Here is a 20,505-nt window from a genome sequence, read left to right on the forward strand (position 1 = left end):
CATATTCGGGGTTTTTCGGTTCACGCTCCGGACTTGCGGAAGGCGTTTTCGGCGTCCAGCACCTTGGTCACCCCGATCTCCCGGCAGTTGTCGTAAAAAGGGCAGGCGCTGCACTCGGCGAACACCTTGGGCGGGAGCTGCTCGCGGGTGGTGACCTGGTAGCCCAGCGAGGTAAAAAAGCGAACCTGTAGCGTCCAGGCGAAAATCTGGGGGATGCCCAGGTCTTTGGCCTCGCGCTCGGCGGCCAGCGCCATCCAGCGCCCAAACCCCTGTCCTTGGCGCTCGGGATGTACCGCCAGACCGCGCACTTCAGCGATGTCGTGCCAGAGGATGTGCAAGGCCCCGCTGCCCACAATATGCCCGTCTTCGTCTTCCAGCACGAAAAAGTCGCGCAGGTTCTCGTACAGGTGGTTGTGGCTGCGCACCAGCATCAGGCCGCGTTCGGCCCAGTACTTGATGAGGGTGTAGATCGGCTCCACATCCTTCATCTTGGCCTTGCGAAGTTCAACGTTGGCGTCCCAACGCACCCGTGGCAAGATGGTGGTTCCCACTTCAATCACGCTGCTCATTCATCTCCCCTACCCCTCTGTGGAGGCGTTCTTTTCTGGCTCAACCTCGGATTTAGCAATTTTGATGACTTCCTTGACGGCCTCGGGTGCGGTTCCGCCATGGCTTCGTCGTCGGTGGATGGCGGTTTCCAGGCGGGTGAGCGGCAGGGCTGTCTCGTCGAAGAGTGGGTGGAAACCCTGCAGCTCGGACAGGCTCAGGTCGCGCAGCTCCTTGCCGTGTTCGGCGCAGTACCGCACGATGCGCCCCACCGCGTGGTGGGCCTCGCGGAAGGGCAGGCCGCGCTCAGCCAGGTAGTCGGCCAGCTCGGTGGCCAGCGAGAAGCCCGACTCGGCGGCTTTGCGCATGGGCTCCGGCTTCCAGGTCAGGCCCGGCAGCATCGCGGCCAGCAGCTTGACCGAGGCCCGGTAGGTATCCACCGCGTCGAAGAGGGGTTCTTTATCCTCCTGCAGATCCTTGTTGTAGGTGAGGGGCAGGCCCTTGGTCAGGGTAGCCAGGGTGACGAAGCTGCCCAGCACCCGGCCCGCCTTGCCCCGGATGAGCTCGGCGTGGTCGGCGTTTTTCTTCTGGGGCATGATGGAGGAGCCGGTGGAGAAGGCGTCGGGCAGCTCGGCAAAGCCGAACTCGAAGGTGGTGTAGAGGACGATCTCCTCGGCCAGGCGCGAGAGGGTGATCTGGCCGATGGCCAAAGCCGCCAGCACCTCGAGCACGAAGTCGCGCGAGGCCACCGCGTCCATGGAGTTGCGCATGGGGCGGGTAAAGCCCAGGGCCCGCGCGGTGGCGTGGCGGTCTATGGGGAAGCCCGTACCGGCCAGGGCCGCTGCCCCCAGGGGCGATTCGTTGAGGCGGTGGAGCGCGTCCTGCAGACGGCCCGCGTCGCGCGAGATCATCTCGTAGTAGGCCAGGAACCAGTGCGAGAGCAGCACCGGCATGGCCCGCTGCAGGTGGGTGTAGCCGGGCAGGATCAGGGGGGGCTCGAGGTGCTTCTCGGCCTCCTGCACCAAGACCTTGCGCAGCGCCTTTAGTTCGTCCAGCAGGCTCGCAAGCTCGCCCCGCACCCATAGGCGCAGATCGGTGGCCACCTGGTCGTTGCGACTGCGGGCGGTGTGCAGCTTGCCCCCCAGCGGGCCCACCCGCTCGGTCAGGCGGGCCTCGATGTTCATGTGCACATCTTCCAGTTCCTCGCGCCACTGGAAGCTGCCCTGCAAAATCTCCTGCTGCACCGCAAGCAGGCCCTGGCGGATCTGGACTTCTTCCTCGGGGGTCAGGATGCCCTGCTGGGCCAGCATGGCCGCGTGGGCTAGCGAGCCCTGAATGTCCACCAGGGCCAGGCGCTTATCGAAGCTCCAGGAGGCGTTGAACTCCTGGGCGATCTGGCTGGGGGCCTCGCTAAAGCGGCCACCCCAGGTTTTTTGGGTTTCCTGGCTCAAACCTTCCTCCTCGTCACGACTGCACCTCGAGCTTCTTCGACATCACAAAAGGGGGTGGGGTCTGGGGATTGGGTGTGCTGTAGCGCAGGCTGGGGTCGTAGGTAAAACCGAACTGGGTGTACCACTTCAGTAGTTTGGGCTGGTCGTGGCGCACGGCCAGGCGCAGCTCCCTGGCCCGCAGCTCGAAGGCCTGGCAGAGTAGCGCCTCCATCAGCCGGTGGGCCACCCCCTGCCGGCGGTACTCGGGTAGCACCCCCAGCTTCCGCACCTCCCACACCCCCCGCTCCAGCGGGTCGGGGTGCCGCACCAGGCGCACCGTACCCACCACTGCTTCTCCATCCAAGGCCACCCAGGCGTAGCCGCGCTCGAGGTCACCCCGCACCTGCTCAGAGCTTTCTTTATGCCCCGAGGAGTCCCTTGCCACCCGGTCGGCCCAGGCCTGCCGCACCACCAGAGCAATGGCCGTTGCATCGGCGGGGGTGGCGGGGCGAATGCGTACCTGGGCGGCCATGCTGGGCTCCGCTAGTCCTTGGGCTGGGCCTTGGCCCGCACCCGCAGGCGCAAGGAGTTGAGCTTGATGAAGCCGTCGGCGTCGGCCTGGTTGTAACCGCCCTTCTCGTCGAAGGAGACCAGGCTCTTGTCGTAGAGCGAGAGGGGCGACTTGCGCCCAGCCAGGATGATGTTGCCCTTATACAGCCTGAAGCGCACCGTGCCGGTGACGGTCTTGGCCACGTGATCCATGTAGGCCTGCAAAGCCTCGCGCTCGGGGGCAAACCAGAAGCCGTTGTAAACCAGCTCGGCGTACTTAATCCCCAGTTGATCGCGCTGGTGCAGCACCTCGCGGTCGAGGGTGAGGCTCTCCACCGCCCGCCGGGCATGGTAGATCAGGGTGCCGCCGGGGGTCTCGTAAACCCCGCGCGACTTCATCCCCACGTAGCGGTTCTCCACCAGGTCTACTCGCCCGATGCCGTGGCGGCCGCCAATTTCGTTGAGCCGGGCCAGCAGTTGGGCGGGCGAAAGCCGCTCGCCGTTCACCGCCACCACATCGCCGCCCTCCACCTGAATTTCCACCAGCTCGGGCTCGTCGGGGGCCTGCCAGGGGTCCTGGGTCAGGCGGAACATCCCGGCGGGCGGCTCGGCCCAGGGGTCTTCCAGCACCCCGCCCTCGAAGGAGTTGTGCAACAGGTTGGAGTCCACGCTGTAGGGCTTCTCGAGGGTGGTGGGCACCGGAATCCCGTGCATGGCCGCGTACTCCATCATCTGGGGGCGGCTCACCAGGTTCCACTCGCGCCAGGGGGCGATGACTTTGATATCGGGCTTGAGCGCGTAGGCGGTGAGCTCGAAGCGCACCTGGTCGTTGCCCTTGCCGGTCGCACCGTGGGAGATGGCCTCGGCCCCCTCCTCCTGGGCGATGCGCACCAGGTGCTTGGCAATCAGCGGGCGGGCGATGGAGGTGCCCAGCAGGTAGTAGCCCTCGTAGAGCGCCCCCGAGCGCATCATGGGAAAAACAAAGTCGCGCACGAACTCCTCGCGCAGATCCAGGGCGTAGGCCTTGCTGGCCCCGGTCTGGATGGCTTTGCGCCGGGCCTCCTCGACCTCCTCGCCCTGGCCGATATCGGCGGTGAAGGTGATCACCTCGGCGTTGTAGTTTTCAATGAGCCACTTCAGGATGATGCTGGTGTCCAGACCGCCGGAGTATGCAAGCACGATTTTCATTCATTCACCTCGGCGTGGGCCACAGGCCCCACACAAAGCCATACAGTACCGCCAAACCGCCCTGGATACAACCCAGGCGTGAAGTATAAGGATACATACCGCGCCCGGCCCGGTCAAGGTGGTTTTGGCCGGAAATTAGCAGGCTGTGCGGCAGCGGTCAGCAAAATGGGCTTGCATCAAGATACCATCATTTGTCTATGTGCACACGCATAAGCAAGGGGTAAGGTTGCATAAATGTTCAAAACTTCGGCGCGCCCAACCTACGGCCGTTTGATAGCCTGAAGGCTATGGAATGGCTTTATGCTGGCCTGGCCGGCTATCTGCTGGGTTCACTGCCCTTTGCCTACTGGTTTGGGGTGCTGCAAAACAAAAACCTGCTGCTCGAGGGTTCGGGCAACATCGGGGCCACCAACGCCTGGCGGGTGTTGGGGGCCGTGCCGGGGCTGATGGTGCTGGTGCTGGACGTTTCCAAGGGCATTATGGCAGTGGCGCTGGGCGAGTTTTTGGCGCGCGACCCAGGGGGCGGGCTGCTGGCCGGGGCCCTGGCGGTGCTGGGGCACTGCTACTCGCTATGGCTTTTAGGGCGCGGGGGCAAGGGCATCGCCCCTTCAGTGGGGGTCTTGTTCGCCGTCCAGCCCACGCTGCTCGCAGCCGCTCTGGGGCTGTTTGGGCTGGCCTTTTTGCTTACCCGCAGCCGCTACCGGGGCGTGGTGCTGGCCGCCTTGGCTTTTCCACTGGCGGCGCTTTTTATCGGGGGCAGCCTCCCTTACCTGTGGTTTGGCTTTGGCCTGGCGGCGCCGGTGGTGCTCCGCTATCTGGGCGACTGGAACCGCCAGGCCGGCCCACCTACCTTAAGGCCTCCACAAAGCGGGCCGAGGTCTTAGCCCTGACCTCCTCGAGGGTTGCCCCCGGCATCAGCTCCTGCAGGGTCAGGCGCCCGTCGGGATAGCCAAACACCGCCAGCTCGGTAATGACCAGGTCTACCGCGCCCACCGCGGTGAGCGGCAGGGTGCACTCCGGCACGATTTTGGGCGAGCCGTCGGGGTTGGTATGGGTCATGGTGATGATCAGCTTTTGTGCCCCCGAGGCCAGGTCCATGGCCCCCCCAACCCCCAGCAGGGGCTTGCCCGGAACGGCCCAGTTGGCCAGGTTGGCCCGCTCGTCTACCTGCAAACCGCCCATCACCGCCACGTCCACGTACCCCCCATGAATCATGGCGAAGGGGTCGGTGTTGTCGAAGTAATACCGGTTCCGCTTGAAACCTTCACCTTTGGGTGCAGTCAAAGGTGAGGGGTTCAAGCCGACCAAAGGGAGTAAGAGTGCATACCGGCAGTATCGTTTAAGCTTTCAAAAGTGAACGCAGTATCGTTTAAGCTTTCAAAAGTGAACGATACTGCCGGAATGCGTATAAGACGCCCCGGCAGGGCTGTGACGGGATTTTTTCCCACGTAGATGGGCTAGTCCATCGCACCGTCTGTGCGGCTTAACCGTTGCGCAATAGCTGCCCATTCTCAGCCCGGCTCAGCTACGTTATTGACCACAGCCGCACAACAACATGCCGATACACCATCAAGAAATAACTTCCCGGTCCGCACTAAAACGGTCTCCACATCGGGTATCAGTCCACAGCAGCGTTGATCAACAAAGACTTAATGCGAATGATATGCTGCTCAATCAGTTCCAGGGCCTCGGCCTGTGCGCCCTCGAGCAAAAACTGCAATAGGCGCTGGTGCTCAGCAATGCTTTGCTCACGGCGGGAAGGGTGCTTTTGATAAACGCGGTGCGCGACCCGGTACAGCATGTCCTGCTGGCGCTCGAGGGCCTGCACAATCTGGCGGTTGCCCAGGGTGACGGCCAGTTGCCGGTGATAGGCCATATCGGCGTAGACCAGTTGCTCGGTCTGGGTCTGGGGGCTTTTGGCAAGGGTTTGCTGCTGCTCGATGTGCTCCTGCAAAGCTTTGGCCTGGGAACGACTCAGACTTCCCGCCAGGCTCTTAACCACAAAGCTTTCCAGGGCCAGGCGAAAATCAATGTGCTCGAGCACCTCTTCAAAGCTAAGGGCCAGTACCACAATGCCCTGCTGGGGCGAGACCCGCACAAAACCCTCGTTCTCGAGGCGGGCGATGGCCAGCCGCACCGGGGTTTTGCTCATACCAAGCTGCTGGGCCAGGCTCCGTTCCGATAAAAAGCTGTTGGGTGGTAGCTCCTCGTTGAGAATCAGGCGCTTAATGTGCAGGTAGGCCTGTTCCCGTAAGGGCAGCTCCTCCACATCGCCAGATTGGATCATGAGCCCAGTCTAGCAAGATGCTTACTAAAATACAACTGAGATGTCAGTTGCATCTTTAGAAGAACTGTGTTAGATTGTCCACCGTCCCACAGGACATCCACAGCGCGGTTCACCTTTGATGCTATCGAGCAAGGGAGGAGTTCACATGAAGCGAGTGTTTGGCATCCTGGCGGTTGTCGCAGTTCTGGCGCTTACCCTGGTGGCGCTGGGACAGCGCTACCCAGTTCGTCCCATTACCCTGATCGTGCCCTGGTCGCCCGGCGGCAGCACCGATCTCACCGCCCGTTCTTTAGCCCCAGTGCTGGGCAACATCCTGGGCCAGCCGGTACAGGTGGTCAACCGCACCGGCGGTGGAGGGGCCATCGGCCACGCTGCCATCGCCCAGGGCGACCCCAACGGTTACACCGTTGGCATCATCACCCTGGAAGTGGTGCTACCGGCTTGGGTCAACCAGACCAAAATTAGCGCCGATGCCTTCACACCCATCGCGCTCCTGGTGCTGAACCCCGTCGCCATCGTGGTGCGCAAGGACGCCCCGTGGAGAACCGCCCAGGAGTTCATCACCGATATCAAGGCCAACCCCGGCAAGTACAAGGCCTCCGGCACTGCCCGCGCGGGCTCCTATGACTATGCCCGGCTGGGCTTCCTCAAAAAGCTTGGCCTGAAAGACGCGGCCTTGCCCTGGGTACCCGCACAGGGTGCCGCCGCTGCCTTGCAAGAGCTCATCTCAGGCGGAATCAACGTGGCCTTCGTTTCCATTGGCGAGGCCAGCGCGCTGGTCAAGGCTGGTGAGGCCCGCTACCTGGCCTTTATGACCGACCGGCGCTTCCCGGCCTTCCCCGATATACCGACCCTGAAAGAGCTGGGCATTGACTGGACCTTTGCCTCCTTCCTGATGGCCGCGGCCCCCAAGCACACCCTGCCCTCGGTGGCCCGCCAGCTCGACCAGGCCTTTGCTAAAGCCGTGCAAGACCCGGAGTTTGTCCGCTTCATGAACAACGCCAACCTAGTCATCAACCACCTCAACTACGAGCAAACCAAGGCCTTCCTGGCCGAGCGCACCCGGGCCATGGCCGACCTGGCCGACGAGCTGAAATAACCCCTGCATGTGCGAACCCCCTGGGCAGACCTTTTTGTCTGCCCAGTTGTGTTGGGGAACAGCGGCAATTTGATACCAGATTCGGTTAGTTCGTCACCAAACGGTGGCGAACTAACCCGACCGAAGGGAGTGCTCTAGGATTCAAAAAGATAGCCACTCAAAGATTATTGTTCGATGACTATCTTTTTGAATCCGGTATGAGTACCCCACGGGAAGCCTCGCAGCTTAGCCCGTCGCTGCAAACAGCGTATTTGCCCTTCTCACGGGGGCCCCAGAATGAGGAAAATCGGTGGTCGGGCGCTTAGTGGTCAAACTTAATCAAACCTATAGTTTTTCCAACAGGGATATATTGGAAGCGCCACAGAAAGGAATATCCCCATGGTTAACCCGACCCGCCCTTTTGAGCTTTTGGTCTGTCTGATCGCCCTGGCCCTGGGGCTCGCTGCCTGGTTCATCAGCGATGGTTTTCCCCGTACCGAAGAAGGGTATCTGGGGCCGGCGCTCTTCCCCAAACTGCTGGCGGTGGGTTTGGCCGTGGCCAGCCTGAGCCTGCTCTACCGCAACCTGCGCCAGCCTGGGCTAGGGGCCTCGTTCGGGCTGCTGGCCTGGGGCAATCTTTTGCGCATCGGCGGGGTTCTGCTGGCCTTGCTGCTGGCCCCCTGGGCTTTGGACAAGCTGGGCCTGCTGGGCTCCGCCGGGTTGCTGGTGTTGTTATCCAGCCTGCTGCTAGGCGCGCGCTGGCTCGAGGCCCTGCTCACCGCATTGTTTATGGTGGCCTTGGTGTATGTGGTCTTCGTGCAGTTGCTCAAGGTGCCGCTATGAGTTTTTTTAGCCTCGAGTCCTTCCTGGCCATGATGCTGGGAGCCCTGTACGGCGCCTTGTTTGGTTCGCTTCCAGGGCTTACCGCCACCCTGGCCATCAGCCTATTCATCCCCATCGCCATTTTCCTGGATCCGGCGGTGGCCTTTTCAGCCATCATCGGCATTACCGCCACTGCCATCTTCGCCGGGGATATCGGGGCTACTGCCATGCGCATCCCCGGCACCCCGGCCTCGGCAGCCTACACCGAGGAAATTCACCAGATTGGCAAGGAGCGCTCCCCCGCTTTTGCCCTGGGCATCTCGGCCCTCAGCTCGGCCCTGGGTAGCCTGGTGGGGGTGGTCATTCTGATTGGGGGCTCGCTGGGCCTGGCCCAGGTGGCCAAGCAGTTCTCCTCCTTCGAGTACTTCTGGCTGGTGCTCCTGGGCATTGTGAGCGGCGTGTTTGCGACACCCTCCATGGCCAAAGGGCTGATCGCCTTTGGGGTGGGCATGCTCATCGCCACCATCGGCTACGACCCCGCCCTGGGTACCCCCCGCTTCAACTTCGGCAACCCCAACCTGCTGGGAGGGATTTCCTTCATCGTCGCCCTCATCGCCTTCTTTGGCGTGGCCGAGGTGCTCAACAACATCTACAGCTATAAGAAAGGCCCCCAGCCGACGGCCAGTCCCAACCAGAATCGCTCGGTGGCCCAGGAGTTCTTTGGTGCAGGGGGCCGGCTGGTCTGGAAGGAACGTCGGCTCTTGTTGCGCTCGAGCCTGTTGGGTACTTTTATCGGTTTCCTGCCGGGGGCCGGCTCCGACCTGGCAGCCTGGATCAGCAGCAACTTCACCCGGCTGCGCCGGGGCAGCAAAGAACAGGTCACCCTCAGCGGGGCCTCCTCCAACAACGCCGCCGTGGCCGGCACCTGGATTCCAGCCCTTTCGCTGGGCATCCCCGGCGACACCCTGACGGCCATTGTGCTGGGCATGTTTCTCACCATGGGCATCACCCCCGGCCCCGACCTGTTCGCCAAAAACCTGGGCTTTGTGGTGCAGCTTTACATGGCCTTTATCCTGGCCAGCCTGCTCATGATGCCCCTGGTGGGCTACCTGGGGGCGGCGCTGATCAGCACCCTGCTGCGCATTCCCATGCGGCTGCTGCTGGGCGCGGTGATGGGTTTGTGCCTGGTGGGCGCCTACGCCATCAACCGCAACCCCTTCGACCTGTACCTGCTGGTGGGGCTGGGCCTGCTGGGGCTCTTGATGCAGCGGGGCGGTTTTCCGGTGGGGCAGCTCATTCTGGGCATGGTGCTGGGGCCCCTGCTGGAACAGTACTTGATGATGAGCCTGATCAAAACCCAGTGGGACCTAACCGCCTTCTTCAGCCGACCCGTGGCGGTGGGGCTGGCCGTGTGCAACCTAGTGCTTATTGTGGCCATGCTCTGGCTGCGCAGGCAACAAGGCCAATCTGCACGGGCGCTGAGGTGACGTGATGCAGGCGTGGGTGTTAGAAGACTTCGGACAACTTAAGCTAAAATGCTACGAAACCCCAAAGGGCGAGGGGGTGCTCTTGCAGGTCGCGGCCTGCGGCATCTGTGGCAGCGACCTGAGCGTGTACAAGGGGGCCCCGGCCATGCGGGCCCGCTGGAAACCGCCTTTGGTTTTGGGGCACGAGATTGCCGGTATCGTGCAGGAGGGCCCCCCGGACTGGCTGGGCCAGGCCGTGGCGGTCAACCCGTTGGTGGCGTGCGGCCAGTGCCCGGCCTGCTGGGAAGGGCTGAGCAACCTGTGCGCTCATCGCACCAATATCGGTTTCCACTACTGGGGGGGCTTCGCCGAGCAGATCCGGGTGCCCCTGGCCCAGCTCCACCGGCTACCCGACGGGGTACCGCTGTGGAAAGGGGCCCTGGCCGAGCCGCTGGCGGTTGCGTTGCGCGCTGTGGAGCTGGCCGGGCCGGTACTGGGCCGGGCGGTGCTGGTGCTGGGCGGGGGGGCCATCGGCACCCTGGTCGCCTGGCTGCTGGCCCAGGCCGGGGCGCGGGTGACGGTCAGCGAGCGCAACCCACTGCGCGCAGCCTGGCTCGAGGGGTTGGGCTTTATCGCCGAGGTGGTTCCGGTCCCCAGCGGACTCTACGACCGGGTGCTCGAGACCGTGGGGGCCCAGAGCACCCTGGCCCTGGCCGTACAGGCCGCCCGGCCTGGGGGCAGCGTGGTGCTGGTGGGTTTGAGCGACCTCGAGGCCCCCCTCCCTTTGCAGCGCGCGGTCTTGCAGGAGATTCGCATACAGGGCTCGTATGTGTTCACCCAGGCCGAGTTTGCCCGGGCCACCGGACTCCTGTCCAGCCTGCCGGATAGCCTGGCCATCCAGCGGCCTTTTTCCCTGGCCCAGGCCAGCTTCGAGGACTTGCTGGCCGGCCGGCTGGCCGAGGCCAAGGTGGTGCTGCTCCACGGAGGTTAAGATGCGTAGATCCATGGCCACGGTTTGTTTGAGCGGCGACCTTCGGGGCAAGCTCGAGGCCATTGCCGCCGCGGGTTTTGAGGGCTTCGAGCTGTTCGAGAACGACTTGCTGAGCTTCGAAGGCTCCACCCAGGAGATCCGGCAGATGGCCCAAGACCTGGGGCTTAGCATCGTCACCCTACAGCCCTTCCGCGATTTTGAAGGCCTGCCCGAGCCCCAGCGCAGCCGGGCCTTCGACCGGGCCGAGCGCAAGATGGACGTGATGGCCGAGCTGGGCACCGACCTGTTCTTCGTCTGCGCCAACACCTCGCCGCAAAGCACGGGGAGCCTCGAGCGCATCGCCGAAGACCTCTATGAGCTGGGCGAGCGCGCCCGGCAGCGGGGTATGCGGGTCGGCTACGAGGCGCTGGCCTGGTCCAAGCACATCTACGATTACCGCGACGCCTGAGAGGTGGTGCGCCGGGCCAATCACCCCGCGGTGGGGCTGATCCTCGACACCTTCCATATTTTCTCCAGAAACCTCGAGCTCTCCACCATCGCCAAGATTCCAGGCGAAAAGATTTTTCTGGTGCAGATTGCCGACGCTCCCTTGCTGGAGATGGGGGTGCTGCCCTGGAGCCGGCACTTCCGCAGCTTCCCCGGCCAGGGGCAGCTCCCGCTGGAGCGTTTTATGCAGGTGCTCAGGGAGACCCGCTACGACGGCTGGCTCTCCCTTGAGGTCTTCAACGATCAGTTTCGCACCACCCCGCCCAAGGAAACCGCCCTGGACGGCTACCGCTCACTGGTCTACCTGCAGGAAAACCCGCTGGAAAAGCTCCCCATCCAGACCGGCGGGGTGGCCTTCGTGGAGTTCGCCGTCAGCGAGGAGATGGCCCCCACCCTGGCCCAGTTCCTCGAGGCCCTGGGCTTCCAGAAGCGCGGCCAGCACCGCTCCAAGGAGGTAAGCCTGTGGCAGCAGGGGCAGATTAATTTCATTCTCAACAGCGAGCCGGGCAGCTTTGCCCAGGCCTACAACCAGGTGCACGGCACCTCGGTCTGCGCGGTGGCGGTTCTGGTCGAGGGGGTGGAGGAGGTGCTGCAGCGGGCCCAGACCTACAAGGCCTCCATCTTCTACGGCCCAACCGGCCCCGGCGAGCACCAGATCCCGGCCCTGCGCGGTCTGGATGGAAGCCTGCTGTACCTGATCGAAGCCCAGCAGGAGATGGACGCCTTCTGGGCAGTGGACTTCGAGCTGGCCGCACCCGCCCCGGCCCCCAGCGCCGGCCTGCAGCGCATTGACCATCTGGCTCAGGTGATGCCGGCGGCGGCGGGGTGCAGCACATTGCCCTGGCTACCTCCGATATCTTTAGCACCCTCGAGCAGCTACAAAAAAACGGCCTCCAGCTCCTCCCCATTCCCCAGAACTACTACCACGACCTCGAGGCCCGCTACGCGCTGGAGCCCGCCCTGCTGGAGCGCATGCAGTCCCTCAACGTGCTGTACGACCAGAGCCCGGAGGGTGAGTTCTTCCACGCCTACACCCAGACCTTCGACGATCTCTTTTTTATCGAGATTGTCGAGCGCCGGGGTGCGTACCAGGGCTACGGCGCGGTCAACGCCCCCATCCGCATCGCCGCCCAGACCCGGCTGTACAAGGAGTCCCTGCGCACCCTATCCACACCCCCTCGGTTCCGGCCCGACTAGCACCCCTCCCCCACCCACCCACGCCTTTTTTATCCCCGCGCGAGAAATCTCCAAGGCTCTCTCCACTAGAGTGGAGCCATGCAACTGGCCCAACATCAGCGCCGCCCCGGTTGGAACTCCAACTGCAACACCATCTGACCCAGCCAGCGCTTACCCAGGGCTACACCCTATTTCACTGGGCAAGCAAAGCCGCCACAGTGTCAGAAGCAACCGTAAAGTTGCCCAGCACAAGCAAATGACCCGCCAATACAGGCGCTAGAATACCTGCCACGGCGTTGATGGTCTCGAGCCTCGAGCCCAGTCCTAGCAAACCCTGGCGATCAATGAACCGAGGAACTGCGCTAAAGAAAGCCGTCGAGTACAGAAACTCGGTGAAACCCACCAGCCCCACCAGCAGGCAAACCAACCCGATAGATTCAAGCTTTACAAAGCTGACAAGCGCAATGACCGCCAGTAAAAGCACCGTAAGGATGCGAGCAGTCTGTAGCAGGCGGAGCGGGTCAGACTTGTCCACCAGATGCCCCACCAGGGGGCCAGGAAGCGTATTGGCCAGGGTTATGGCCAGGAAGATGCCAATATAGGTGCCAAGGGTGACTCGGTGAACCCTAGAGCCCACCACGGGGCCACGAACATGAACAACTGCAAGCCCACATAGGTGGTGGTTTGTGCGAGCAGAATGCCGGTGAGTTGGGCTCGAGCCATCCCATTGATCCCATCATAAGGTTTCCGGCCTTGGTAGACTTCCTGCTGGCTGATCGGTAGTAAGCGACTACATCGTTCAGTTCAGCTTGATTACTTGTCGGTCAGGTCGGGGCGGTAGAGGTCAGCTTGCAAGCGCCAAAGCTCGGCATAGGCACCCTGCTGGCCCAGCAAGGTGGCGTGATCGCCCTCCTCCACCAGGCGACCCCCGCTCAGCACCAGGATGCGGTCGGCCATCCGCACCGAGCCCAGGCGGTGGGTGATGAGGAGAACCGTCTTCCCCTGGGCCAGCTCGGCAAAGCGGGCGTAGAGGTGGGCCTCCTCCTTGGGATCCAGGGAGGCCGTGGGCTCATCCAGAACCAGCAGCTCAGCCTGGCGGAAAAAGGCCCGCGAGAGGGCCACCCGCTGCCACTCCCCCAGGGACAGTTCAGTGCCCCCAAAGGCCCTGGAGAGCAAAGCTTCCGGCCCCAGCCGGAGGAGTAGCCCCTCAGCCCCTCCGGCCCGGGCCGCTTCCTCTAAGCGCTGCGGGTCGTGGAGGTGCTCGAGGTCGGAAAGGGCGATGTTTTCTCCAAGCGTCAGGGCGTAGCGGCCAAAGTCCTGGAAGACTGCGGCCACCAGGCGGCGCCAGGCCGCAAGATCCAGCTCGCGCAGATCCACCCCGTCCACCAGGATGCGCCCTTCGCTGGGATCGTAGAAGCGCAGGAGCAGCTTGACCAGGGTGGTCTTGCCCGCCCCATTCTCCCCCACCAGGGCCAGGCACTCCCCCCGGCGCAGGGTGAAGCTAACCCCCTGCAAGGCCCGCCTTCCGTCGGGGTAGGTGAAGCCCACCTGCTCAAAGCGAACCTCCTCGAACGAGCGCACCTCCCGGGGCTTGGGGGGCTGTCGCAGGGTCGGCGGCAGGGCCAGGAACCGCTCCAGCCGTTCGAAGTACAGAAGGCTCTCATAGAGCATCCCCCCGTCCTGCACCAGGCCAAACAGGTTCTGCTGCAGACTGCCCACCGACTGGAGCACCAACACCAGGTTGCCCAGGCCGCTGGCCCCCGAAAGGGCCTGCCGCAGGGCCAGGAAGAGGGCCGCAGCCGTCGCCAGGGCGCCCAGCAGCACCAGGGCGCTGGCCCCCAAAGCCTGGCGGCCCCGTGCGCGACGCACCGCGCGGTAAAGGGCCCAGAAGGCCTCGAGGTAACGCCCGCGAAAAAAGGGCAACAGGCCGAACAGGCGCACCTCCCTGGCCGTGTCGGCCTCGAGCAGGGCCTCGGCAAAGTAGCGCATCCGGCGGGCCTCGGGCGCGGTGAACAACACCGCTTCCCACACCCCCTTCTGCAGCCGGAAGGTTAGGATGGCCTGCGGCAGGGTGGCGAGCAGCAGCAACAGCGGGAAAAAGGGCGCCACGCTCAGCAAAAGCAGCAACACCCCGGCCACGGTGACGCTCCCCCGGAAGGCGCTCCCCAGAAAGATGAGCAGGTTCAGGGGCTGGTAGGGGGCCTGATCCCGCAGCACCTGCAGTTCATCGTGAAAGCTGGGATTCTCGAAAGGGGTCAGGTCGGGCAGGCCGCCCACCTTATCCATCAGCAGGAGGTGCACCCGGGCCGTGAGCCGCTCGTTCACCGCCCCCTGCAGATAGGCCACCCAGGGGGCCAGCAGGAAGTCCAGGGCAAAGGCCAGGGCCAGCCCCAGCAGGGGCCACCAAGGCCAGAGGCCCCACACGCCCTCCCCCAGACCGGCCACCAGGCCGTCCACCAGGGCGCGGGTAAAGCCCAGAACCCCCACCGGCACCAGCCCCCCCAGGGCCAGCAGCAGCAGGAGTAGGGTGGCCTCGAGGGGCGCCGCCTGGATCACCTGGCGCAAAGCCAGCCCAACCAGGCGCCATCGAAAAGTTCTCCTATCCAGCTGCGACCACCTCCTGCCGGGCTTTGGGTGCCAACCAGCACTTGGGGTTCATGAAGTTGGAGGAAATGTAGTCCCATTCATCTGCTGCAACAGGAGAAACTTCCTCGACGGTATAGCGCTTTTGCATGGGTTGGAGTGGGTCGTGGTGAATAATCGCTTTTAGGCCTTCAGGTATCGTGACGATATAAAACGGCCTCCCTTCTTCATCCCACTCCCAGACTGGAACCTCCCCTGCTAGCGCGTAATAGGCATCCCTGCTGGCATCGAGATTGCGGACATAGAAACTGGATGGACAATACCAGCACGAGGTTCGGTACTTTCCGCAAGCCATCACTTCTAATGGTCGGACATAGTGGCGAAATTTGAACACCTCTCCATACAGAACAATAGAGGGGCGTTTCACAGGATGAGAAATGACTCCTCCAAAGGGATCAAACTCATATTAAAACTCCGAAGAAGGTCCCAGTCGAACAACCAAACCATCGCGATCCCTTACTTCCAGCCAGCCGTCCAAGGTTTCTAGCCGATCGCCCACACTCAATGTTATTCCCTCTTCTAGGTTGTACCTCTTATCTTGCCGCAAAAGTACTGGCCCGTTCCCAGTGCTGTTTGCAATGATTCGTGTAACCCTGTAACCTTCCATAGCTCCTCCTTTTGCTTTCCAGCCCTAAAGGGCTGTCTTTTGTCTTTATTTTCAGCCCCCCAGGTAACCAAACCCCCTCTCAGAATGGTTACCTTCTTGATTCATTTTGGTTACCTTTTCTCTCATTTTGATTACCTTCTGACCGTGTTGGTTACCTTGCCCTTGCTAGGGTGAGGGTATGCGCAGGGGAAGATGGTTTTTGTTGTGGCTGATCCTGCTGGCCTTGGGTTGGAAGGAGTTGGGCTACGCCTGCAACCGCCCCGACTGCCTGCCCCCAGGGGTGGTGCGCTCCGGCGGGCCTAGCGGTACTGGGCGCTGAGCCGTCGCACCCAAGCCCGCACCGCCGGGCGGCGGGGGTCTTGCTCGGGCAAGCGTTCCAGCAGGGCCTCCCAGAGGACGAGGTCATCCGGGATCTTCTGGGCCAGGCGGTAGAGGCGTTCCGGGCCGGGCTGTTGGAGGACAGCCTCCTTGAGTTGCTCTTCGAGCTGGTTCCGCATTCGTTCGATGCCGGGGGCCTGGCTTCTGGGTAGCAAGGGGCCCTGGTAGAGGCTGAGGGCCTCGGTCAGGCGGTGATGTTGCAGGGCTTCCTGGAGCTGGAGGAAGTCGGCTTCGATGGGGGTGCAAAGCCGGTAGGGGCGGCGCTGGACTTCGAGACCCAGTTGGCGCAGGCGGCAAAGCTCGCTTTTGAGAGCCTGGGGGTTGGGCGCGGGGTAGAGGGCCTGGGCCAGGGCCACCTGGCCCAGCGCCAGAAGCGACAGGGCCGCAGCCCGCACCTCGGCTTGCTGCCGGGCCAGCGAGAGGGCTTCCCAGTAGCGGCCCTGGTGGTAGAGGGCCAGGGCATTCATGGAAGGAGTATAGCAAGCACCGGCTATGGGGCGTGCTAGACTGAAGCCGTGACGGACCCATCGGCCCTGCTTCAGCGCATCACCCTCGAGCCCGAGCTCCACCACGGCCAGCCTACCGTGCGGGGGTTGCGCTACCCGGTGCGGGTGATCCTCGAGCTCCTGGCCGGGGGTATGACCCCGGAGGAGGTTCTGGCCGATTACCCCAACCTCGAGCCTGGGTGGCGCTGGTACATAGAGCAAGCCTAAGCGGTCTCGAGGTTGTTCTCTTCCAAATGGCTGTAAGCGGCAATGGTCACAAAGTGGGCATCGCCAAAGTGCCACAGTTCGCAGCCGTGCACCAAAGCCGCCCCAGCAATCAGCAAGTCCACCGTGGGTACCCGCTGGCCTGTTCGGGCCAGTTCGTAGGCCAACCTGCTTGCTACCAAGGCTTCCTCGCTTCCCAGAGGCAGCCAGGTTAGCGCCTGCAGGTCGGTGGTAAAAAGCCCGTAGCCTTTCTCGTTCTTTGCGCCGGACAGGAGCTCCACGGCAATCGGCGTCACAACCGCGATTTCGTGTACCTACAGGGCTTGGCTCAGAGCTTGCTTGACCCGGGTAGCACCCCTGGGGTGGTAGAACTCGATCCAGGCCGAGGTATCCACCAGAAGGCGGGCCATTAGCGCGACTCCCGCAACGCGCGCAAGGTTTCCTGGGTGAGCTCGAGCTCCACCTTACCGGCGTGGACCCGGATGGCCCGGCGGCGCTGCTGGCGCACCAGCTCCAGCAAGGCTCGTTCGATGGCCTCGCGTTTGGTGTGCACGCCCAGCGTTCGGCGGGCTTCCTCCAGCAGGGCGGCATCAATTTCGATGGTCATGCGGGGCACGGTGCTCCGAGCACACACCTGCCCGCGTGTATTTAAATGTGCTTCCAAGGAGTGAAAATGCCACCTGGCCTTCCAGAACGCGAGTTCGTGTGCTATTGCAGCCCTTTGGCGTGGAAATTACCCCCAGGATGGGGGTTTATGTTGGTGAAGCACCAAAGCTGTAGCCCGGCTCCTGGGGGTGGAGCGGTATTACCTCCTGGCCTTATGGGGGCGCGGAAGTTGACACTATCCTCTTTTTAGGATATTCTCCAACAACCAATAGGCCGCACATTAGTTGCGCCCAGGATTGGGGGTTTCATGTTGAGCAAGCGCGGTTTATTGTTGCTGGCGAGTGCAGGGCTGGTTCTGACCCTAGCTTCGTGCTCATCGGAGGTTGTGTCAACGACAAAGAAAGGCTCCTAAGGACTACCCCTTCACCCCTCCGGCTTACACGGGCCTGCCGGCAAAGCGCCCCGCTACTAAGGTGCTCACCGATTTTGCCCAGAAGACCATAAAGGACTTCTCGATAGACGGCAAGCTCACTACTGACACCCGCGCCGTGCCGCCGCTCCGCAAGCAGGGTGAATTGGGGGCGATGAGCGTGGACGAGGTAGATTAGGTTGAGCCGGGCACGGTGATCGTCAGCCCGCCTACCGACAAGGCCCCTTACGGGGTGCTGCGCAAGGTGGACTCGATAACGGAAAATCCCGACGGAACCGCCACCGTAGAGACCTCCCCGGCCACGCTGGCCGAGGCCATCGCAGGCTCTGACTTGAAGCCGGAGGACATACAGCAGACCAGCTTCACCGTGCCGGTGAACGTCTCGGTTTTGGCCGTTCCCAAGGCGGGTGCACCGCAAAACCTGACCCTGCCGGATTACCTCACGCCCGAATCAGCCCAACAACTCGCTCCGCAGTGGGATTTCTTTCCCGTCGATGGGGGGCGCTGCGAGACCCCACCCCCTGCGGCGATGCCTCTAGGAATCGTCAACCGCAGCGCGTGCATTCAGCTAAAGCTTTGGATGACCATGAATGTGGACATCGGCTGGTGGTTCATCTTCCCCTACCTCAAGGGTTTCGGCGCGTGGGCCAATGGCTGGGCAAGAGTGGAGACCTCCATCGCCTACAACGTACAGGCCCCTGGTCTCAGCCAGACCGTGAATCTCCCCGGTGTTAGCCAGACTTTCCTCGACACTACTGGTGGGGTAGGAGTGTTCTGGATCGGCCCTATCCCAGTGGTTGTCACCCCTAAAGTGATCCTACAGGGTGGGCTCAGTGGCACTTTGAGCATCCAAGGGAACGCGGGCGTGGCGGTGAGCAGCAGCATACCCAACGTCTCTTTCAACCTTGGAACCGAGCAGGGCCCGGTGCAGTACGGCTTCTACTGTGGGAATACCGTTGCCAACGGTTACTGGGGGTGCAAGCCGGTGAACAACGTCGCCGAGAAGGTAGAGGCGCTGCGACAGCAGTTCACCACCTGGAACCCCTACTCCAACCCTTTGGCCTTGTCGGGAACGGCCAGCATTACCACCCTCAGGTACAGGGCTAACCTGAGCATACAGGCCGGGGTTTATCTCTACGGTACGGTGGGGCTAGCGGCGGCCCTCGAGCCCTATGCCGGACCAAAGATCACTGCTGGAGTCGAATATAACATTCAAGACCCCAACCAGCCCGTGACCCGCTTACAGGCGGGAATCTACGGCGGGCTGGATGGCAGAGTGATGGCAGGAGTCAACATCCTGGGGATTAGCCTGAGCGGAGACGTCATTCCCCAGGGCGCAATTGTCCCCGAAACCCCCCTGCTGCCCGAGTTTTCCAGGTGCTGGCGCGGAGTTGGGCTCACCCCTTGTCCCTAAGGAGGTGTTGTGAGAGCTGCGACCTTGATATTGCTAACCCTTAGCCTAAGCGCGTGCAGCTTGGTGTACCCGGCTTACCCCATCGAGGCCGAGGTAGTGGGCGGCACTTACTCCCGCTCCATTTTGGAGAGTGATGGCTACTGGGTGATCACCAAACCCTTCGACAGCTACAGCTTCTATTTCACCCTGCGCAAGACCGACACCGCTGACCCTGCTCTGGACAACCAGTGGTTCTGGCTCACCCCTGAGTCCTCGGGGTATGACGTCAGCCTCAACCAGCGGCAGGCGCGGTTCGGCGAAATGCTGGTGCTCAACGTTAAGAACAAGCTGGGCCAGCCACCCCCTCCCACAGGTCAGCGGGGCGTGGTGGTCTTGGTGAGTTTCACGGAAAAGGGGAAAGGAAAAACACGGTCCATACGCTTCGTGGTGAACGACCTCAGCGCGAGAAGGTAAGGCCGGCATGTTTAGGAGGAGAACGGTGAAAGCAGTGGGTTTAGCGGTGTTGGCGGGTTTGGCCTTGTTGGTGGCCGGTTGTGGCACGCAAAAGGCCACGGACTCGGTGGGCAAACGGGTGATGACAGCCTCGGATTCCCTCGACTATTTCAACGTCAAAGACATTGGAGAGGTAAAACCACGCCCTAAGGGCAAGCTTTACCTGACGGCACAGGACATCCGCGCCAGGGGCGATCTCAGCACCCAGTCGCTCCACGTCCTCTCGACCAACCCGAACGAGGGATATATCGAGGTCGGAGACTGGTACATACCAAGCGGCGTGTACCAAGGTTTGCAGGAGACCACCCCGTATAACGTGAGTGTGGAGGCGATGAACGTGCTCGAGGGGTCGGAGCTCCAGTTCCTGTTCAACGCCACCCCCGACGAGATGCGATCGGAGCTGGAAAAGGTCGGGTTGAGTGTGCGCGACGTGCGTGAGCTATCGGTGGACGGCGAGTTGAGCATTGACGACTTGAGAACGCTCGCGAGTATGGCCGACCAAAGGAGCGCGCCTGCAAGGCTAGCTGTGATGAGCGGCCGTAGCTTCCGCACCATTCTCGAGAGCCGGATCGCTGCGCGTCAGGGAGGGGTGTGCGATCTGCATCCCTGCGAACGCGGGTATTGAGGTCCGGCAGCATGTCTGCGAGTTCCTCCCAGGGCCAAAGCCGCTGGGTTTTATAGTCCCCCCACGCCCCCTCGCTTTTATAACCCTCAGGCCAGACTCCTCCGGTAGGTCAGCGCCTCGGCCAGGTGGGCTTCTCCGATCCCCTCTGCCCCCGCCAGGTCGGCGATGGTGCGGGCCACCCTGAGGATGCGGTCGTAAGAGCAGGCGGTGAGTGCGAGCCGCTTGGCCGCCGCGTGGAGCAGAGCTTCCGCGGGGGCCGAGAGGGCAACGTGCTGGCGCAGGGCCCGGCCCAGCAGCTCGCTGTTGAGCTTCCCCTGGCGGGCTTTCATCCTCTCTCGGGCGGCAAGCACCCTTTCTCTGACGATGGCGGTGGGCTCGCCCTCGGGGGCTCGAGCCAGCTCCTCGGGGGTGAGGCGGGGCACTTCCACCACCAGGTCGAAGCGGTCGAGGAGGGGGCCCGAGATGCGGCCGGCGTAGCGCATTCGCTGGGCGGGGGTGCAGGCGCAGTTGCGCTCGGGGTCGCCGAACCACCCGCACGGGCAGGCGTGTGCAGGGCAATCGGGGTATTCAAGGTAACTTGA

At 62.8% G+C, this 20,505-nt stretch carries 25 protein-coding genes and 1 pseudogene; 13 read left to right on the forward strand and 13 right to left on the reverse strand.

Translation table 11 applies throughout. The annotated features are described in order from the left end of the window. Positions 1-20: 20 nt before the first annotated feature. Genes WKI89_RS14160 through WKI89_RS14175 form a run of 4 tightly spaced genes read right to left on the reverse strand, consistent with a single transcriptional unit; the run spans position 21 to position 3,713 of the window. Positions 21-569, reverse strand: coding sequence for an N-acetyltransferase (locus WKI89_RS14160; protein ID WP_337870690.1), 549 nt, complete (start codon positions 567-569; stop codon positions 21-23). Between the two features lie 9 nt (positions 570-578). Continuing rightward, complete coding sequence (gene argH, locus WKI89_RS14165) at positions 579-1,997, reverse strand: argininosuccinate lyase (RefSeq protein WP_337870692.1); 1,419 nt, start codon at positions 1,995-1,997, stop codon at positions 579-581. A gap of 13 nt (positions 1,998-2,010) precedes the next feature. Beyond that, positions 2,011-2,508: a GNAT family N-acetyltransferase gene (locus tag WKI89_RS14170; protein ID WP_337870694.1), complete on the reverse strand. Its 498-nt coding sequence runs from the start codon at positions 2,506-2,508 to the stop codon at positions 2,011-2,013. A gap of 11 nt (positions 2,509-2,519) precedes the next feature. Further along, on the reverse strand, positions 2,520-3,713 hold the full coding sequence (locus WKI89_RS14175) for an argininosuccinate synthase (RefSeq protein WP_337870696.1): 1,194 nt from the start codon (positions 3,711-3,713) through the stop codon (positions 2,520-2,522). A gap of 287 nt (positions 3,714-4,000) precedes the next feature. Between WKI89_RS14175 and WKI89_RS14180 the strand changes: the two genes are divergently transcribed. Continuing rightward, positions 4,001-4,597, forward strand: coding sequence for a glycerol-3-phosphate acyltransferase (locus tag WKI89_RS14180; protein WP_337870697.1), 597 nt, complete (start codon positions 4,001-4,003; stop codon positions 4,595-4,597). On the opposite strand, the gene WKI89_RS14185 is transcribed toward WKI89_RS14180, so the two are convergent. Continuing rightward, complete coding sequence (locus WKI89_RS14185) at positions 4,560-4,997, reverse strand: CoA-transferase (protein ID WP_337870698.1); 438 nt, start codon at positions 4,995-4,997, stop codon at positions 4,560-4,562. The genes WKI89_RS14180 and WKI89_RS14185 overlap by 38 nt on opposite strands. Before the next feature lie 334 nt (positions 4,998-5,331). Next, positions 5,332-6,000: a GntR family transcriptional regulator gene (locus WKI89_RS14190; protein WP_337870700.1), complete on the reverse strand. Its 669-nt coding sequence runs from the start codon at positions 5,998-6,000 to the stop codon at positions 5,332-5,334. 145 nt (positions 6,001-6,145) lie between these two features. On the opposite strand from WKI89_RS14190, the gene WKI89_RS14195 reads away from it, so the two are divergent. The 6 genes and pseudogenes from WKI89_RS14195 (at position 6,146) to WKI89_RS14220 (ending at position 12,040) form a co-directional block, all read left to right on the forward strand. Further along, entirely contained in the window at positions 6,146-7,099 is a 954-nt protein-coding gene (locus tag WKI89_RS14195; RefSeq protein ID WP_337870702.1) for a tripartite tricarboxylate transporter substrate binding protein, read from the forward strand. 378 nt (positions 7,100-7,477) lie between these two features. Next, positions 7,478-7,921, forward strand: a complete 444-nt coding sequence (locus WKI89_RS14200; RefSeq protein ID WP_337870704.1) for a tripartite tricarboxylate transporter TctB family protein — start codon at positions 7,478-7,480, stop codon at positions 7,919-7,921. Further along, a complete protein-coding gene (locus tag WKI89_RS14205) occupies positions 7,918-9,387 on the forward strand; it encodes a tripartite tricarboxylate transporter permease (RefSeq protein ID WP_337870706.1) in 1,470 nt (489 codons plus the stop codon). Before WKI89_RS14200 ends, WKI89_RS14205 begins: the two co-directional genes overlap by 4 nt. 4 nt (positions 9,388-9,391) lie before the next feature. Beyond that, positions 9,392-10,357: an alcohol dehydrogenase catalytic domain-containing protein gene (locus WKI89_RS14210; RefSeq protein WP_337870726.1), complete on the forward strand. Its 966-nt coding sequence runs from the start codon at positions 9,392-9,394 to the stop codon at positions 10,355-10,357. Positions 10,358-10,370: 13 nt separating this feature from the next. Next, positions 10,371-11,528: pseudogene (locus WKI89_RS14215) on the forward strand (TIM barrel protein); the annotation flags it as partial. 140 nt (positions 11,529-11,668) lie between these two features. Then, positions 11,669-12,040, forward strand: a complete 372-nt coding sequence (locus WKI89_RS14220) for a hypothetical protein (protein WP_337870729.1) — start codon at positions 11,669-11,671, stop codon at positions 12,038-12,040. 172 nt (positions 12,041-12,212) lie between these two features. On the opposite strand, the gene WKI89_RS14225 is transcribed toward WKI89_RS14220, so the two are convergent. The 3 genes from WKI89_RS14225 to WKI89_RS14235 all read right to left on the reverse strand — a co-directional run bounded on the left by WKI89_RS14225 (position 12,213) and on the right by WKI89_RS14235 (position 15,029). Beyond that, the gene (locus tag WKI89_RS14225) at positions 12,213-12,659 is read right to left on the reverse strand and encodes a hypothetical protein (RefSeq protein ID WP_337870708.1); all 447 of its coding nucleotides are present in this window, start codon (positions 12,657-12,659) and stop codon (positions 12,213-12,215) included. Positions 12,660-12,832: 173 nt separating this feature from the next. Beyond that, positions 12,833-14,575, reverse strand: a complete 1,743-nt coding sequence (locus WKI89_RS14230; RefSeq protein ID WP_337870727.1) for an ABC transporter ATP-binding protein — start codon at positions 14,573-14,575, stop codon at positions 12,833-12,835. A 43-nt stretch (positions 14,576-14,618) separates the two neighbouring features. After that, entirely contained in the window at positions 14,619-15,029 is a 411-nt protein-coding gene (locus tag WKI89_RS14235; RefSeq protein WP_337870710.1) for a hypothetical protein, read from the reverse strand. A 418-nt stretch (positions 15,030-15,447) separates the two neighbouring features. Between WKI89_RS14235 and WKI89_RS14240 the strand changes: the two genes are divergently transcribed. Further along, a complete protein-coding gene (locus WKI89_RS14240) occupies positions 15,448-15,588 on the forward strand; it encodes a hypothetical protein (protein WP_170159521.1) in 141 nt (46 codons plus the stop codon). Here WKI89_RS14240 and WKI89_RS14245 read toward each other — a convergent pair. Beyond that, positions 15,569-16,114, reverse strand: a complete 546-nt coding sequence (locus WKI89_RS14245) for a hypothetical protein (RefSeq protein WP_337870714.1) — start codon at positions 16,112-16,114, stop codon at positions 15,569-15,571. The genes WKI89_RS14240 and WKI89_RS14245 overlap by 20 nt on opposite strands. Before the next feature lie 48 nt (positions 16,115-16,162). Between WKI89_RS14245 and WKI89_RS14250 the strand changes: the two genes are divergently transcribed. After that, the gene (locus WKI89_RS14250; RefSeq protein ID WP_337870715.1) at positions 16,163-16,360 is read left to right on the forward strand and encodes a DUF433 domain-containing protein; all 198 of its coding nucleotides are present in this window, start codon (positions 16,163-16,165) and stop codon (positions 16,358-16,360) included. On the opposite strand, the gene WKI89_RS14255 is transcribed toward WKI89_RS14250, so the two are convergent. Both WKI89_RS14255 and WKI89_RS14260 read right to left on the reverse strand, forming a co-directional pair. Continuing rightward, a complete protein-coding gene (locus WKI89_RS14255) occupies positions 16,357-16,653 on the reverse strand; it encodes a PIN domain nuclease (protein WP_337870716.1) in 297 nt (98 codons plus the stop codon). The two genes, WKI89_RS14250 and WKI89_RS14255, sit on opposite strands and share 4 nt — an antisense overlap. Before the next feature lie 113 nt (positions 16,654-16,766). Continuing rightward, complete coding sequence (locus tag WKI89_RS14260) at positions 16,767-16,964, reverse strand: type II toxin-antitoxin system VapB family antitoxin (RefSeq protein ID WP_337870717.1); 198 nt, start codon at positions 16,962-16,964, stop codon at positions 16,767-16,769. 382 nt (positions 16,965-17,346) lie between these two features. Here WKI89_RS14260 and WKI89_RS14265 point away from each other — a divergent pair, with 382 nt between their 5' ends. The 4 genes from WKI89_RS14265 to WKI89_RS14280 are packed head-to-tail and all read left to right on the forward strand — an operon-like array spanning position 17,347 to position 19,924. Further along, positions 17,347-17,571, forward strand: a complete 225-nt coding sequence (locus tag WKI89_RS14265; RefSeq protein ID WP_337870718.1) for a hypothetical protein — start codon at positions 17,347-17,349, stop codon at positions 17,569-17,571. Positions 17,572-17,586: 15 nt separating this feature from the next. Then, on the forward strand, positions 17,587-18,807 hold the full coding sequence (locus WKI89_RS14270) for a hypothetical protein (protein ID WP_337870719.1): 1,221 nt from the start codon (positions 17,587-17,589) through the stop codon (positions 18,805-18,807). A gap of 9 nt (positions 18,808-18,816) precedes the next feature. Further along, positions 18,817-19,260 (forward strand): hypothetical protein, encoded by a 444-nt coding sequence (locus WKI89_RS14275; protein ID WP_337870720.1) that lies wholly within the window; start codon positions 18,817-18,819, stop codon positions 19,258-19,260. Positions 19,261-19,267: 7 nt separating this feature from the next. Beyond that, entirely contained in the window at positions 19,268-19,924 is a 657-nt protein-coding gene (locus tag WKI89_RS14280) for a hypothetical protein (protein WP_337870722.1), read from the forward strand. Positions 19,925-20,010: 86 nt separating this feature from the next. Here WKI89_RS14280 and WKI89_RS14285 read toward each other — a convergent pair. Then, on the reverse strand, positions 20,011-20,505 hold a 495-nt coding region (locus tag WKI89_RS14285), incomplete at its 5' end, for an ATP-binding protein (protein ID WP_337870724.1).

It is taken from the genome of Meiothermus sp. (assembly GCF_037443965.1).
Taxonomy (GTDB): Bacteria; Deinococcota; Deinococci; order Deinococcales; family Thermaceae; genus Meiothermus.